Source organism: Streptomyces sp. CNX435 (assembly GCF_059570575.1).
This window is the reverse complement of sequence record NZ_JCANTA010000024.1, coordinates 116,109-131,302: the sequence shown is the minus strand read 5'-3', so window position 1 is coordinate 131,302 and position 15,194 is coordinate 116,109. Positions and strand designations below refer to the sequence as shown.

Here is a 15,194-nt window from a genome sequence, read left to right as displayed (position 1 = left end):
CGCTGAAAGCATCTAAGCGGGAAGCCTGCTTCGAGATGAGGACTCCCACCCCCTTGTAGGGGTTAAGGCCCCCTGTAGACGACGGGGTTGATAGGCCGGATCTGGAAGCCCTGTGAGGGGTGGAGGTGACCGGTACTAATAGGCCGAGGGCTTGTCCATAGCTGCTTGCGTCCACTGTGCGGCTCCCAGACAGCAAACTATTGCTGCTGGGTCAGCTGGAATTTGTTCACCTAACTGAAGAGTGTGCTTGTTCGCTGACCCACTTTAGGGTTTCGGTGGTCATAGCGTTGGGGAAACGCCCGGTCTCATTCCGAACCCGGAAGCTAAGCCTGACCGCGCCGATGGTACTGCATGGGGGACCGTGTGGGAGAGTAGGTCACCGCCGAACAATTCTTCATGGAAGCCGTTCCGGGCTCTTCACCCGGGGCGGCTTTCGTGCGTTACGGTGACCGATATGAGTGGGCGCGCGCACCTGATGTGGGACCGGGCAATGACCGCGTACGACTTCGGTCCCGAACACCCCATGGATCCCGTCCGGTTGGCGCTGACCATGCGCCTCGTCGAGGAATTGGGGATCGACGGGGCCGCCGACGTCGTCGCGGCGCCCGCGGCCGGGGACTCGACGTTGCGGCTTGTGCACCGGCAGGACTACATCGACGCCGTGCGGCAGGCGTCTGCGGCGCCGGAGTCGGCCGACTCCACGTACGGGCTGGGGACGGCGGACGATCCGGCGTTCCCGGGGATGCACGAGGCGTCCGCGTTGATCGCCGGGCAGTCGGTGGCGGCGGCGGAGGCCGTGTGGAAGGGGCGTGCGGTGCATGCTGTGAACTTCGCCGGCGGGCTGCATCACGCGATGCCCGGGGCCGCTTCGGGGTTCTGCGTCTACAACGATGCGGCCCTTGCCATCGCCCGGCTGCTGGAGTTGGGCGTAGAGCGGGTGGCGTACGTGGACGTGGACGTGCATCACGGTGATGGCGTACAGGCGGCGTTCTGGGATGACCCACGGGTGCTGACCGTTTCCGTCCACGAGCACCCCCGCACGCTCTTCCCTCAGACCGGTTGGCCCGAGGAGACCGGCGGGGACGCGGCCGAGGGCGGGTCGGTGAACGTGGCGCTGCCGGCCGGGACCGGGGACGAGGGGTGGCTGAGGGCGTTCCATGCCGTCGTGCCGGAGCTGTTGGCCGCTTGGCGCCCCCAGGTGCTCGTGTCGCAGCACGGGGCCGACACGCACGCCGAGGACCCCCTGGCGCACCTTGCGGTGAGCCTCGACGCGCAGCGCGCGGTGATGGAGACCTGCCATGCCCTCGCGCACGAACACGCGGACGGCCGGTGGCTCGCTCTCGGCGGGGGCGGGTACGCCGTCGTGGACGTCGTGCCGCGCTCCTGGGCGCATCTGTGCGCCATCGCCGCCGGCCGCCCCGTGCCGCCGGCGACGGAGGTGCCGGAGGGCTGGCGGGCCGAGGCGCTGCGGCGGACCGGGCAGCAGGCCCCGTTCCGGATGACGGACGGGCGTGACGCGGCCTGGGCGGACTGGGACGCGGGCTACGACCCGGCCTCGGCGCTGGACCGTGCGGTGCGCGCCACGCGGCGGGCGGTGTTCCCGGCGCACGGGCTGCTGCCCTGAGGGCGGTTGCCGTCGCCACCCGCGTAGCGCCAGGGGCTCTCTTCCCTTGTGGGCGAAATATTCGTGAAACAGCCCGTTCCGCCCGTAGTGGCGGCCAGAGTGGGTCGGGTGTTGACCGACGACCCCGTGTTGCGTACGCATCTGCTGGCGACGGGACTCGCCGGGCCGGTGGCGACGAGCCGCGACAAGAGCCTCCGCAGATATCAGCAGTTCGCGGCCCGCGACCCCCGGGTGCTGCTCGGCCTCGAACCGGAACGTGACTGGTCGGTGGCCGAGTTGCTGCGGCTGATGGCCGAACGCTGCGGTACGAGCGGGGATCCGGGCCGGATCTCGGGCACCGAGGTCATCGATCCGGACCGTACGATCGCCGCTCTGCACGCCTTCGCCGAGCGGCTGCACCGCGCCGCCCGCGGCGGCGAGGCGGTGCTGTTCGGGACCGGTCATCCTGATCGCCTCCTCGGTTTCTACGCCCCCTTGGCTGCGGCGCTCTCGGCGGCTGGGTGCCTTGTCCTCACCCCCGGTGAGGGCAGAGATGTCGACATAACGACCCGATTCGGCGTACGTACATACCGCCTCAACTACCCCGAGGGTGTCGCCGTGCTGAGCGACCCGGACCCCTCTGCGCCACTCGCGACCAGGGGGGTCCATACTCACTCTCCGCTTCCCCTGCGTGCGGCACTCCGTGCCGCCGCGGACGCCGGCGGGCCGCTGCCCGGGCTCGTGGTGGGGGATCACGGATGGGCCTGCGGGGCTGGTCAGTTGGGCATCGAGACCATCGGGCTGGCGGACGCCGACGACCCGGCACCCTTCGTCGCCCAGGCGGAGGGGCGGGTGTCCGTGGTGGTACCCCTTGATGACTCTGCGCAACCGGACAGCTACGGGCCGGTGGCCGACTATGTGCTCAAACACGCCCGTCTGGCACCGTAGCGATGCGATCGCTACTCCTCTTCCCCACTTGCATCACCCGCCCCTAATCTGGGGAGGAGCGCGCATGCGAGGAGGAGGCACCGGAGGGGAAGCCGGTGTCCGTCATGTGCGGAAGGTTCAGGTGTGTCATGGCTGCAAGTGATAAGCCTCTAAACGAGGTTGTGTTCCTGACCGTGGCTGAAGTAGCCGCGGTGATGCGAGTGTCCAAGATGACCGTGTACCGATTGGTGCACAGCGGCCATCTGCCGGCGATCCGGGTGGGGAGGTCCTTCCGGGTCCCGGAGCAGGCCGTGCACGAATACCTCCGCGAGTCGTATGTGGGGGTGGAGTCCGCCTGACGGGTCGGCTGGTTGCGCACCCTCGATTACGTCAATCCTGTTCGCCCGGGTAGGCTTGGGCCCCTGTAAGACGTGTGGGCCCTTGCCCGCCCACCCCGACGGAGCGAAGTGAGCGAGGGTACCCGTGGGCTCTGTGATCAAGAAGCGGCGTAAGCGGATGGCGAAGAAGAAGCACCGCAAGCTGCTGAAGCGCACGCGAGTGCAGCGCCGCAACAAGAAGTAAGCGGTAGCCCGCACCCGTACCGCCGCCCACCCGCCTTTCCGGCGGGTGGGCGGCGGTTGTGCGTTGTGCGGCGGGGGGCTGGACGCGGGTCCCGCAACGCCGGGGCAACGCCGGGATGACGTCGCGTGGACGCGGCTCGGGTACCGTGCCATACGGTTGACCGGGCAGGCCGTGCGCGGGCCGAGGCAGGGAGAGGCAGGCGAAGGCCAGTGGGCAGGACCGTGCTCGTCACCGGCGTCGCCCGCCCCCTCGTCGGGCGGCTGGTCCGCCGGCTGCTGCGGGAGCCGGACGTCGACCGCGTCATCGGCGTGGACGCCCGGGCGCCCGAGCACCAGCTCGGCGGCGCCGACTTCGTACCCGCGGACATCCGCCACCCCGTGCTCGCCCGGATCCTCGTCGAGCACGGCGTCGACACCGTGATGCACATGGACGTCACCGGCACCCCGCTCGCCCGCGGCGGCCGGGCGGCGGTCAAGGAGAACAACGTCATCGGCTCGATGCAGCTGCTCGGCGCGTGCCAGCAGGCGCCCCGCGTGCGGCGGCTCGTCGTGAAGTCCACCACCAGCGTCTACGGCTCTGCGCCCCGCGACCCCGCGGTGTTCTCCGAGAGCACGCCGCCCAAGGCGCTGCCCAGCGGCGGCTTCGCGAAGGACGCGGTGGAGGTCGAGGGGTACGTGCGCGGGTTCGCCCGGCGCCGGCCGGACGTCGCCGTGTGCGTGCTGCGGTTCGCCAACATCCTGGGCCCGCGGGTGGATACGCCCCTGGCCGAGTATCTGGCGCTGCCGGCGCTGCCGACCGTCCTCGGCTACGACCCGCGGCTGCAGTTCGTCCACGAGGACGACGTCATCGAGGTGCTGCTGCTCGCGGCCGGGGAGCCGCGCCGCGGCACGATCAACAGCGGCACGTTCAACATCGCCGGCGAGGGCGTGCTCCTGCTGTCCCAGGCGGCCCGGCGGCTCGGCCGCCCCACGGTTCCGGTGCCGCTGCCCGCGGTGACGTGGGTCGGGTCGGCGCTGCGGACGGCGGGGATGACGGACTTCTCGCCGGAGCAGATCCGGCTGCTGACCCACGGGCGGGTGGTGGAGACGACGCAGATGCGCGAGCTGCTGGGCTTCACCCCGCAGTACTCGACGGCGGCGGCGTTCGCCGACTTCGCCGCCGGGCGCGCGGCGGGGCTGCTGCCGCCGGGTGAGGTGCGGCGGGCCGTGGACGCGGTCGGCGAACTGCTGGGGCTGCACGGCGCACGGTCCCCGGCGAAGGCGGGCGGCGGTGCGAAGGAGCCGGTGCACGATGGCTGACGCGAAGGTCATTCCGTTCGACGACGACCGCTCCCGCGGCGGCGGCAAACCACGCCGCCGCCCCGGCGCGGGCCGGCCGCGGCGCGCGGCCGACGGTGGCGGTGCCACGGGCGCGGAGGCGCCGCTCTCGGCGCTGCCCGGCGGGCAGCGGGCGGCGGCCGGCGGGAGCGCGGAACGTACGGACGCGGCGGAAGCCGGGGCCGCGGGGGCCGCACGCTCCGACGACGCCTCCGACGCCTCCGACGCCTCCGACGCCTCCGACGCCTCCGACGGCTCCGACGCCGCCGACGCCCGCGGCGGCGTGCGCGACTCCCACGCCGCCTCAGCGGCCCGTACGCGGCCACCGGGCGCCGACGCCGCGGACGCGGTCGCGGCGGCGCTGCAGGGCGCCCTCGTGGACGTGCTGCCGCGGCTCCTCGGCGGCGGCTGGGAGCGCAGGGCCACGGACGCGCTGAGCTTCCTGCGGCGCCGGCTGACGGGCGACTACGAGGTCGACGAGTTCGGCTACGACGCGGAGCTGACCGACCAGGTGCTCGTGCCGCTCTTCCGCCCGGTCTTCGAGAAGTACTTCCGGGTGACGGTCAAGGGCGTCGAGAACATCCCCGCCGCCGGCGGCGCGCTCGTCGTCTGCAACCACTCCGGCACGCTGCCCTGGGACGGGCTGATGGCCCAGGTCGCCGTCCACGACCACCACCCCGCCGACCGCCATCTGCGGCTGCTCGCGGCCGACCTGGTGTTCGCGCTGCCGTTCGTGAACCAGCTCGCGCGGAAGGGCGGGCACACGCTGGCCTGCGCCGACGACGCGGCGCGGCTGCTGGCGCGGGGCGAGGTCGTCGGCGTGATGCCGGAGGGGTTCAAGGGGATCGGCAAGCCGTTCGCCGAGCGCTACAAGCTGCAGCGCTTCGGCCGCGGCGGCTTCGTCTCGACGGCGCTGCGGGCGCGGGCACCCATCGTGCCGTGCTCGATCGTCGGGGCGGAGGAAATCTATCCGATGATCGGCAACGCCAGGACCGTGGCGCGGCTGCTGGGGCTGCCGTACTTCCCGCTGACGCCGACGTTCCCGTGGCTGGGCGCGCTGGGTGCCGTACCGCTGCCGACGAAGTGGACCATCGAGTTCGGCGAGCCGATCTTCACGGACGGCTATCCGCCGGAGGCGGCGGACGACCCCATGCTGATGTTCAACCTGACCGACCAGGTGCGCGAGACGATTCAGCACACGCTGTACAAGCTGCTCGTCGAACGGCGGTCGGTCTTCTTCTGACCCGTACCCCCGCCGCTACTCCTCCTCCTCGAAGTCGAGGCCCAGGTCGCGCAGGGGGAACAGGGGCGGGAGGGTGACCTCGGGCTTCTTCTTGCCGGACTCCTCCTCCGTGGGCGAGGAGCTGCTGTCGCCGGTCTCCTGCCCGCCCGACTCGTTCTCGTCGGGCAGGACGCCGCCGATCAGGCCGCCCTCGTCGATCAGCCCGCCCTCCTCGGTGGCGCTGGGCTTCGGCTCGGCGCCGAGCTCGCCGTCGGCCGTGGCGGTGGGCGACGGGGCGGGGTCGGCCGGTTCGGTGTCGGTGCGCGTGCCGCCGGTGCCCGCGGTGCCGGGTGCGGCGCCGCCGGGGGTGGAGTCCTCCTCGGGGCCGGGCAGCAGCGAGGACAGCGGGGCGACGTCCTGCTTTATGGCGTCGAACACCGAGCTGACCTCGTCGCCCAGGTCGCCCAGCTCGGTGGGGAGCCGGTCGCGCAGCTGCTGCCAACTGCGCTCGTTCTTCTGGGAGAAGGCGGAGAGGGTCTGCATGGGGGCGAGCGAGCCGTCCTCGTCGTACGCGTCACGCAGCAGCCGGCGGCCTTCGCCGGCGTCGTGCCGTACGTTGTCGAGGGCTTCGCGGATCTCGCCCACGGAATCCGCGTCGAGGTCGCCGGCGCGACCGCGCTCCATGAGGCGCCGCGCCTCGTTGAGCCGCGTGGACGCCTGGTCGAGGTAGATGCGGCCGCGCTCGGTGTCGCCGTCGGCCATGCCGCGGCGCAGGTCCTCCATGCCGCGCTTGAGGCCGTACAGCGTGTCGCCCGGGAGGGCGTCGGAGCTGACCGCGGCGGCGGCGCTGAAGGCCCCGGCGGCGACGCCGACGCCGACGCCGCCGATGGCCACGCCGCGGGAGAGGCGGGAGCGGGGGCGCAGCCGGGACAGCGGGCCGGCCGCGCGGTGGGCGCCGCGCCGGCGGGGGGCGGGGATCAGGGGTGCTTCGGTGCTCTCCGCGGTGTCCTCGGCGGTGTCCTCGGCGAGCATCGCCTCCATGGCGGCGATGAGCTGGGTCCGCTGCGCGGTCTTGACCTCGGGGTCGAGGGCCGGTGCCGGCACGGAGGCGAGTTGCCCCGCGAGACCGAGTAGCCGCGCCTGCTCGGGGTCTGCCGCCAGCGCCTCCGCCTGCTGCGCCCGAGACTCCTCATCAAGGGCCTGGGCGAAGGCGTTCGCCCGCCGGTGTGCCGATACGGATCCGATCACGGGCGGCACCTCCTGTCGACTCGGGGTCTCTGTGTGGGACTCCCTATCCCGCCCGCATAGTTGTACTCCTTGACCCAATTCACTCGAAGGAGTGAGCCGGGGTGGACAACTCGCGCCGGAAGAAGCCCTTCTACCCGCTCAACGACGGGCAGGGCAGTCGGGTTACGCGACGGCGTTGATAGTACTTCGGTCGGCGGAGGCGCCCCGGGTATCGCAACCTTCACGGGTGATCGCTTCCCGTCAGCGGGCGTCGTCCGGCAGCAGCCGGGCGAGGGTGCGCACCGCCCGGTACTGCAGCGTCTTGATCGCGCCCTCGTTCTTGCCCATCACCCTGGCCGTCTCGGCCACCGACAGGCCCTGCAGGAAGCGGAGGGTCACGCACTCCTGCTGCTGCGGGTTGAGCTTCCGTACGGTCTCCAGCAGCGCGGTGTTGGAGAGCGTCTCCAGGACGGAGTCCTCGGGGCTGCGCTCGGTCTCGCTCGGGTCCAGCATCTCGCCGGTGGTGACCTCCAGGCGGAAGCGGCTGGACTTGAAGTGGTCGGCGACGAGGTTGCGGGCGATCGTCACCAGCCAGGCGCCGAAGTCGCGGCCCTGCCAGGTGAACGTGCCGATGCGGCGCAGGGCGCGCAGGAAGGTCTCCGAGGTGAGGTCCTCGGCCGTCGCCCGGCCGCCGACGCGGTAGTAGATGTAGCGGTAGACGGTGTCGGCGTACTGGTCGTAGAGCCGGCCGAACGCCTCGGTCTCGCCGGACTGGGCGCGCTCGACCAGGTCCATCATGCGGCGGCTGTCGCCGGTCGAGGGCTGGCTCTGGTCGGCCGGCCTGCCGGTGCGCTCGCGGGTGCCCGCGCCGCCGGCCTGCCGGCGTCTGCTGCCGACCGCCGCGCTGCCGTCGGTGAGGGCGTAGGCGGGGCCTGCGGCAGGGCCGGCGGCAGGGCCGGCGGCGGGGCTCGCGGCGGCGCCGGCGACGGCCAGGGCGGGCGAGAAGAGGCGCAGTTGCTCGATCACCTGCGCGCGCAGCGTAGCCAGGCCTGAGGCGTCAACCCCGACGTATGGGTACACGGGACTCCCAGAGGCAGTGCTTCCATCACGTTCAGTGCGGGACCGTTGACCGACGTAGGTATGCGCGGGCACCGGATTGCGTCTGAGGAGAATAACGCTTCGTGTCGGGCGCGCTACCTCCAGTTGCTCAAATCGCCGTTTCCGTCCGATCCACAGCCTATTGACGACTCCTCAAGTATCGGCCGTCGGGTTGAGTTTGATCGGTAAGTGACACGAACTGCCTGGTTCACGCGCGTGTTGAGGTTTTCCCGGAGGAATCGGTCACCGTGCGCCGCCGGCGGCTGAGTCAGCGGCGGCGGCGCTGCAGGGCGACCGCCGCGGCGGCGCCGCCCGCCACCGCGCCGACGCCCGCCGCGGCCGGGATGCCGACCTTCGCCGCCTTGCGGCCCGTGCGGTAGTCGCGCAGCCGCCAGCCGTGTTCGCGCGCGTGCCTGCGCAGCCGCGCATCGGGGTTGACCGCGTACGGGTGCCCGACGAGGGAGAGCATCGGGATGTCGTTGGCCGAGTCGCTGTACGCGGCGCAGCGCGCCAGCTCCAGCGTCTCGGCGGCGGCCAGGGCCCGTACGGCCTCGGCCTTGGCGGGGCCGTGCAGCACCTCGCCGACGAGCCGGCCGGTGTAGACGCCGCCGACGGACTCCGCGACCGTGCCCAACGCGCCGGTCAGGCCGAGCCGCCGGGCGATGATGGTCGCGGTCTCGACGGGGGCGGCGGTGACGAGCCACACCTTCTGGCCCGCGTCCAGGTGCGCCTGCGCCAGCGCGCGGGTGCCGGGCCAGATGCGCTCCGCCATGTACTCGTCGTAGATCTCCTCGCCCATCTCCATGAGTTCGGCGACGCGATGGCCCTGCACGATGGACAGCGCGCTGGACTGCGCGTCCTCCATGTGCCCGGAGTTCTCGGCGCCGGCGAGGCGGAAGTACGCCTGCTGCCAGGCGAACCGGGCGAGGTCGCGGGTGCGGAAGAACTTGCGCTTGTACAGTCCCCGGCCGAAGTGGTAAAGAGCGGCGCCCTGCATGACCGTGTTGTCGAGGTCGAAGAAGGCCGCCGCGTGGACGTCGCCGTGGACGGGGAAGGCCGGCTCCGCCTCTTCATCCGCGGGTTCCGCGGGCGGGCCGGCCGCCGTCGCGCCTCGCGCGAGGGCCGCCTCCGCCTCCGCCTGCGTGGCGTGCTCCAACTCCTGCGACGTCTTGCGCGCCGCCTCGGCCGCGGCCTCGCCGGCCGCGACGCTGCGCGCGGTCGCGCGGCGCCTGGCGGTGAGCCATCCGAATGCGACCATGCCGACGAGCATAACGGTGCGAGGCGGGCGGGCCGGTGTCGAGGGGCTGCGCCTCCATGGACGTCCGCGTGAACTCCCGCGTGAACTCCCGGACGGTTCCGCCCGGCTCTGCTCGCCTGTTGTACGGCCGTATCCAGCCGTTGTGCGTCCGCTGCTCGTCCTTTGTCCGACTCTGCTCGGTTCCGGGCGGCTCCGTACGGCGTTCGCGGGCGGCACAATCGATGACATGAGCCTGTTGCGACGTAAGACCGGCGCATCCCCGCCCGCCGCCGACCGGACCGTGACCCTGATCGGCAAGCCCGGCTGCCATCTGTGCGACGAGGCGCGCGAGGTGGTCGTGTCCGTGTGCGCGGAGCTGGGGGTCGGCTGGGAGGAGAAGGACATCACCCGGGACGAGGAGCTGTACCGCCGCTACTGGGAGCAGATCCCGGTGGTCCTCGTGGACGGTGAGCAGCACGACTTCTGGCGGGTGGACCCGGCGCGGCTGCGGCGGGCGCTGCGGTCGTGAGGCGGGGGGTGACGCCCGTCACTTTGCCTGGACAAAGCGGACAGTATCTTTGTGCACGCGTTCACAAAGGCATAGCCTTCTCTCATCAGTGCGGCTTCGCCCCGGCGGGCCGTGCGCGGCACCGCACGAGCGTCAGGAGCACCGTGGCAACTGGCCGAACTCACCGAACGGCGACCCGGAGCCGAGGGATCCCCGAGGCCACCGTCGCGCGGCTTCCGCTGTATCTGCGGGCCCTCACGGCGCTCTCCGAGCGCTCCGTGCCCACGGTCTCCTCGGAGGAACTGGCCGCCGCCGCCGGTGTCAACTCGGCGAAGCTGCGCAAGGACTTCTCCTACCTAGGTTCGTACGGCACCCGCGGGGTCGGCTACGACGTCGAGTACCTCGTCTACCAGATCTCCCGCGAGCTGGGCCTGACCCAGGACTGGCCCGTGGTCATCGTCGGTATCGGTAACCTCGGCGCCGCCCTCGCCGGCTACGGCGGCTTCGCCTCCCGCGGCTTCCGCGTCGCCGGGCTCATCGACGCCGACCGGGCCATGACCGGCAAGCAGGTCGCCGGCCTGACCGTGCGGCACACCGACGAACTGGAGCCGCTCATCAAGGAGAGCGGCGTCTCCATCGGCGTCATCGCCACCCCGGCGGGCGCCGCGCAGGCGGTCTGCAACCGGCTGGTGGAGGCCGGCGTCACCTCGATCCTCAACTTCGCGCCGACCGTGCTGAACGTCCCCGACGGCGTGGACGTACGGAAGGTCGACCTGTCGATCGAGCTGCAGATCCTCGCCTTCCACGAACAGCGCAAGGCCGGCGAGGAGGCCGAGCTGCGCGAGGCCGAGGCGGCGTCGGCCGCCGCCGCGGGGGCCGGCGCCGCCGAAGGCGGCGAGGCGGGGCCCGCCGCGAAGAAGCGCACCGGGCAGGGGCCCGACGGGGACGTACCCGCGGTGATGCCCGCATGAGTGTCCTCGTCGTCGGCCTCAGCCACCGCAGCGCGCCGGTGAGCGTGCTGGAGCGCGCCTCGCTCGCGCCGGACGCGCGCGCGAAGCTGCTCGCGGATGCGGTGGCCGCGACCCCGGTCACGGAGGCGGCGGTGCTGGCGACGTGCAACCGGATCGAGCTGTACGCCGCGGTGGACAAGTTCCACGCGGGCGTCGCCGAGCTGTCGACGCTGCTGGCGCAGCACGCGGGCGTGAGCCTGGAGGAGCTGACGCCGCACCTGTACGTGCACTACGAGGACCGCGCCGTGCACCACCTGTTCTCGGTGGGCTGCGGGCTGGACTCCATGGTGGTCGGCGAGGGGCAGATCCTCGGCCAGATCAAGGAGTCGCTGGCGCTGGGGCAGCAGCTGCACACCGCGGGCCGGACGCTGAACGACCTGTTCCAGCAGGCGCTGCGGGTCGGCAAGCGGGCGCACAGCGAGACGGGGATCGACAGGGCGGGGCAGTCGCTGGTCTCGTTCGGGCTGGCGCAGCTCGCGGCCGGGGCGCCGGTGGGGGACTGGGTGGCGGGCCGCCGGGCGCTGGTGATCGGCGCGGGCTCGATGTCGTCGCTGGCGGCGACGACGCTGGCGCGGGCCGGGGCGGCGGAGCTGGTGATCGCCAACCGTACGTACGAGCGCGCGGAGCGCCTGGCGGCGAGCCTGAACGCGGGGTCGGCGGTGGCGGGCGGCTGGAGTGCGGGGTCGCCTGCGGCGGGCGCGGCGGGTCTGATTCCGGCGCAGAGCGGGCCCGTGGGGGGCCGCCCGGCGACGGCGCGTGCGGTGCGGGTGGAGGAGATCGCGGACGAGCTGGTGACGGCGGACGTGGTCGTCTCCTGTACGGGCGCGACGGGCCTGGTGCTGACGGCCGACGACGTACGGCACGCGCTGCGCCGCCGCGCCGCGACGGGCGGCGATGACATACGGGCGACTCCCGAGCACCGCGCCGGAGGCGCGGGTGGCGGTGCGGCCGGGTCGGCTGCCGAGGGCGCCGGTCCCGGATCCTCCGCCCCCGGTGCCGCCGCAGGCGTTCTCGCCCTGCTCGACCTGGCCATGCCGCGTGACATCGATCACGCCCTGCACGACACCCCCGGGGTCCGCTTCGTCGACATCGAGACCCTCGCCGGCGCCGCCGCCGACGCCCCCATGGCCGCCGACGTGGACCAGGTGCGGGCCATCGTGTCCGACGAGGTCGACGTCTTCGGTGCCGCGCAGCGGGCCGCCAGCATCACGCCCACCGTGATCGCGCTGCGGGCCATGGCCCAGGACGTCGTCGCGGGCGAGATCACCCGTTTGGAGGGTAGGCTGCCCGGGCTCGACGAACGTCAGCGGGCCGAGGTGGCGCAGACCCTGCGCCGCGTCGTGGACAAGCTGCTGCACGCGCCGACCGTACGGGTCAAGGAGCTGGCCGCCACCCCCGGAGGAGCCGGGTACGCGGACGCCCTGCGGGAGCTTTTCGACCTCGACCCGGCCACCGTCGACGCCGTCAGCCGCGCGGACTCCGGCCGCGCGGCGGCCAGGGCACGCAGTGAACGGGAGCCGTCATGACCGCAGCCAAGCCGACGCCGGTGACGCCGGCGAGCGAGGCGCAGGCGCACCAAGCGCCGCGCTTCCGGCGTCCGCTGCGCCTCGGCACCCGGCGCAGCAAGCTCGCGCTCGCGCAGTCCGAGCTGGTTGCCGAATCGGTACGCCGCCGCACCGGCCGCGCCGTCGAGCTGGTCGAGATCACCACGTACGGGGACGTGTCCCGGCAGCACCTCGCCGAGATCGGCGGGCAGGGCGTCTTCGTCGCCGCGCTCCGCGAGGCCGTCGTGCTCGGCGAGGTCGACCTCGCGGTGCACTCGCTGAAGGACCTGCCGACCACCCAGCCCGAGGAGCTGGTGATCGCCGCCGTGCCGCCCCGCGCGGACCCGCGCGACGTGCTCGTCGCCCGCGACGGACTCGGCTTCGAGGAACTGCTCGCCGCCACCGCCCGCGGCCGGCCCCGGATCGGCACCGGCTCGGCGCGCCGCGCCTGCCAGCTGCACGCCTGGGCCCGCTCCCTCGGCGGCGCGATCGAGACCGTCCCGGTCCGTGGGAACGTCGACACCCGCATCGGGTACGTACACCAGGGGGAGCTGGACGCCGTCGCGCTCGCCGCCGCGGGGCTCAGCCGCCTCGGCCGGCTCGCCGAGGCCACCGAGCTGATCTCCCTCGACACCGTCTTGCCCGCCCCCGGCCAGGGGGCCCTGGCGGTCGAGTGCGCCTCGTCGAGCGCGCACCTGACCGCCCAGCTCGCGGAGCTGGACGACCCGCAGACGCGGGTCGCCGTCACCGCCGAGCGGACGCTGCTCGCCGCCCTGGAGGCCGGCTGCAGCGCGCCCGTGGGCGCGCTCGCCGACCTGCACGCGGAGGGTCCCTCCGGGGCCGGCAAGGGCACCGCGTCCACTGCCACCGAGATGCGCCTGCGCGGCGTCGTCGGCACCCCCGACGGCTCCGCGCTGGTGCAGCTGTCCGCCACCGGCCCCGTGCCGGCGTCGCACGACGACGCCGTGGCGCTCGGAAGCGAGCTCGCAGAAGAGATGCTTGCCAAGGGCGCGGCCGGTCTGATGGGGGAGCGAGCACTTTGAGCCCCACGCCTTCGATCCGTAAGGCCAGCGCGTCGGCGCGTACCGCAGCGACCGGCGCGGCCCGCCCGCCCGGTCCCGCCGCCCGCGGGCACGTCACCTTCCTGGGCGCGGGACCCGGAGATCCGGGACTGCTGACGCTGCGCGCCGTGGAAGCGCTGTCGGCCGCGGACGTCCTGGTCGCCGACCCGAAGGTCCTCACCGTCGTACGCGCCCACGCGCGCGCCGGCGCGGTCACGCCATCGACGTCGGCGGCTGCGGGGCCCGCGGGGGCTGCGGGAGCCTCGGCTGACGACGGACCGCCAACGGCCGCTGACGCCGGCAATCTTGTCATGGAGGCCGCGCGCGCCGGCAGGCGGGTCGTCCATGCCGTCGCGGGCGATCCGGGCCTCGACGGCGGCGCCGCGCAGGCCATGCTCGCGTGCGCCACCGAGGGCATCGCCTTCGAGGTGGTGCCCGGCGTCGCGACCGCCGTCGGCGTGCCCGCGTACGCCGGTGTCCCGCTGCACGACCCGCAGGGGACGGGCGTGCGCGTCGTGGACGCGGCGAACGCCTCGGAGCAGATGTGGGGCGAGGCGGGCGCGAGCGACTGCACGCTGGTGGTGCAGACGTCCCTGGAGGCCACCGCGGCGACCGCCCGCGAGCTGGTCGCCGCCGGCCGCAAGCCGGACACCCCGATGACGGTCACGCTCGCCGGTACGACGACGCGGCAGCGGACGTTCAGCGCCACGCTCGGCAGCGTCGCGCAGGTGCTGAAGTCGGCGAAGGTGCTGCCGTCGCCGGACGCCGGGCAGGCGGTCATAGCGGTCGTCGGCGAGCAGAGCGCCCCGGCCCGCCGCGAGCAGCTGGCCTGGTTCGAGTCCAAGCCGCTCTTCGGCTGGCACGTGCTCGTGCCCCGGACGAAGGAGCAGGCCGCGTCGCTGTCCGAGCAGCTGCGCTCGTACGGGGCGGTGCCGCACGAGGTGCCGACCATCGCCGTCGAGCCGCCGCGGACCCCGCAGCAGATGGAGCGGGCGGTCAAGGGCCTGGTCACCGGGCGGTACGAGTGGATCGCCTTCACCTCCGTCAACGCCGTCAAGGCGGTGCGGGAGAAGTTCGAGGAGTACGGGCTCGACGCCCGTGCCTTCGCCGGGATCAAGGTCGCCGCGGTCGGCGAGCAGACGGCGGCGGCGCTGGTGGAGTTCGGCGTACGGCCCGACCTGCAGCCCAGCGGCGAGCAGTCCTCGCACGGGCTGCTGGAGGACTGGCCGCCGTACGACCCGGTCTTCGACCCGATCGACCGGGTGTTCCTGCCGCGCGCCGACATCGCCACCGAGACGCTGGTGGCGGGGCTGAAGGACCTCGGCTGGGAGGTCGACGACATCACCGCGTACCGCACGGTGCGCGCGTCGCCGCCGCCGGCGGAGACCCGCGAGGCGATCAAGGGCGGCGGGTTCGACGCCGTGCTGTTCACGTCGTCCTCGACGGTACGGAACCTCGTCGGCATCGCCGGCAAGCCGCACAACGTCACGGTCATCGCGTGTATCGGGCCGGCGACGGCGAAGACCGCGGAGGAGCACGGGCTGCGCGTCGACGTCATGGCGCCGGAGCCGTCCGTGCACCGGCTGGCCGAGGCGCTGGCGGAGTTCGGCACGCGCCGCCGGGCGGCGGCGGTCGAGGCCGGGGAGCACGTCACCCGGCCCAGCGAGCGCAGGCCGCGGCGGCGGGCGCGTACGACGACGACGAGCTGACGCCTGGCCGACCGCGGGCCGCCGCGGAGCTGACGGGGGCCCGCGGGGGGTGTCGTCGCGGGGGCGTACGGTGGAGGACATCCGGGCCCCCGCCGCACCGCTGGGGGCGCGTTTCGTTCGTGCCCTCCCTTGCGGGCGGGGCGTCTCACG

General features: G+C 73.2%; 14 protein-coding genes and 2 rRNA genes. 13 read left to right on the top strand and 3 right to left on the bottom strand.

Going from position 1 to position 15,194, the window contains the following annotated elements; genetic code table 11:
• From T328_RS30040 to T328_RS30005, 8 genes are all read left to right on the top strand, one after another.
• A 23S ribosomal RNA gene (locus T328_RS30040) occupies positions 1-159 on the top strand; the annotation flags it as partial.
• Positions 160-271: 112 nt separating this feature from the next.
• Positions 272-388 (top strand): 5S ribosomal RNA (gene rrf, locus T328_RS30035).
• 66 nt (positions 389-454) lie between these two features.
• Positions 455-1,624 carry an acetoin utilization protein AcuC gene (locus tag T328_RS30030; protein ID WP_496499359.1) on the top strand — a complete coding sequence of 390 codons (1,170 nt, stop codon included), beginning with the start codon at positions 455-457 and terminating at the stop codon, positions 1,622-1,624.
• 108 nt (positions 1,625-1,732) lie between these two features.
• The gene (locus T328_RS30025; protein WP_496499358.1) at positions 1,733-2,551 is read left to right on the top strand and encodes a phosphatase; all 819 of its coding nucleotides are present in this window, start codon (positions 1,733-1,735) and stop codon (positions 2,549-2,551) included.
• Between the two features lie 128 nt (positions 2,552-2,679).
• Positions 2,680-2,889: a helix-turn-helix domain-containing protein gene (locus tag T328_RS30020; protein WP_158691643.1), complete on the top strand. Its 210-nt coding sequence runs from the start codon at positions 2,680-2,682 to the stop codon at positions 2,887-2,889.
• A 124-nt stretch (positions 2,890-3,013) separates the two neighbouring features.
• Positions 3,014-3,112 (top strand): 30S ribosomal protein bS22, encoded by a 99-nt coding sequence (locus T328_RS30015; RefSeq protein ID WP_003948845.1) that lies wholly within the window; start codon positions 3,014-3,016, stop codon positions 3,110-3,112.
• A 209-nt stretch (positions 3,113-3,321) separates the two neighbouring features.
• Entirely contained in the window at positions 3,322-4,410 is a 1,089-nt protein-coding gene (locus T328_RS30010; RefSeq protein ID WP_496499357.1) for an NAD-dependent epimerase/dehydratase family protein, read from the top strand.
• Positions 4,403-5,671 (top strand): lysophospholipid acyltransferase family protein, encoded by a 1,269-nt coding sequence (locus T328_RS30005; protein WP_496499356.1) that lies wholly within the window; start codon positions 4,403-4,405, stop codon positions 5,669-5,671. The genes T328_RS30010 and T328_RS30005 overlap by 8 nt, the downstream gene beginning before the upstream one ends.
• Before the next feature lie 15 nt (positions 5,672-5,686).
• Here T328_RS30005 and T328_RS30000 read toward each other — a convergent pair whose 3' ends face one another.
• The 3 genes from T328_RS30000 to T328_RS29990 form a co-directional block, all read right to left on the bottom strand.
• Positions 5,687-6,898, bottom strand: coding sequence for a DUF5667 domain-containing protein (locus T328_RS30000; RefSeq protein ID WP_496499355.1), 1,212 nt, complete (start codon positions 6,896-6,898; stop codon positions 5,687-5,689).
• Positions 6,899-7,138: 240 nt separating this feature from the next.
• The gene (locus T328_RS29995; protein ID WP_496499354.1) at positions 7,139-7,957 is read right to left on the bottom strand and encodes an ECF subfamily RNA polymerase sigma factor, BldN family; all 819 of its coding nucleotides are present in this window, start codon (positions 7,955-7,957) and stop codon (positions 7,139-7,141) included.
• A gap of 286 nt (positions 7,958-8,243) precedes the next feature.
• Positions 8,244-9,245, bottom strand: a complete 1,002-nt coding sequence (locus T328_RS29990) for an HAD family hydrolase (protein ID WP_496499353.1) — start codon at positions 9,243-9,245, stop codon at positions 8,244-8,246.
• Between the two features lie 214 nt (positions 9,246-9,459).
• Between T328_RS29990 and T328_RS29985 the strand changes: the two genes are divergently transcribed.
• From T328_RS29985 to T328_RS29965, 5 genes are all read left to right on the top strand, one after another.
• On the top strand, positions 9,460-9,741 hold the full coding sequence (locus T328_RS29985) for a glutaredoxin family protein (protein ID WP_496499352.1): 282 nt from the start codon (positions 9,460-9,462) through the stop codon (positions 9,739-9,741).
• Positions 9,742-9,884: 143 nt separating this feature from the next.
• The gene (locus T328_RS29980; protein WP_496499351.1) at positions 9,885-10,691 is read left to right on the top strand and encodes a redox-sensing transcriptional repressor Rex; all 807 of its coding nucleotides are present in this window, start codon (positions 9,885-9,887) and stop codon (positions 10,689-10,691) included.
• On the top strand, positions 10,688-12,256 hold the full coding sequence (locus T328_RS29975) for a glutamyl-tRNA reductase (protein ID WP_496499350.1): 1,569 nt from the start codon (positions 10,688-10,690) through the stop codon (positions 12,254-12,256). Before T328_RS29980 ends, T328_RS29975 begins: the two co-directional genes overlap by 4 nt.
• Positions 12,253-13,317 (top strand): hydroxymethylbilane synthase, encoded by a 1,065-nt coding sequence (gene hemC / locus T328_RS29970; RefSeq protein ID WP_496499349.1) that lies wholly within the window; start codon positions 12,253-12,255, stop codon positions 13,315-13,317. The genes T328_RS29975 and hemC overlap by 4 nt, the downstream gene beginning before the upstream one ends.
• The gene (locus T328_RS29965) at positions 13,314-15,044 is read left to right on the top strand and encodes a bifunctional uroporphyrinogen-III C-methyltransferase/uroporphyrinogen-III synthase (protein ID WP_496499348.1); all 1,731 of its coding nucleotides are present in this window, start codon (positions 13,314-13,316) and stop codon (positions 15,042-15,044) included. The genes hemC and T328_RS29965 overlap by 4 nt, the downstream gene beginning before the upstream one ends.
• Positions 15,045-15,194 lie beyond the last annotated feature (150 nt).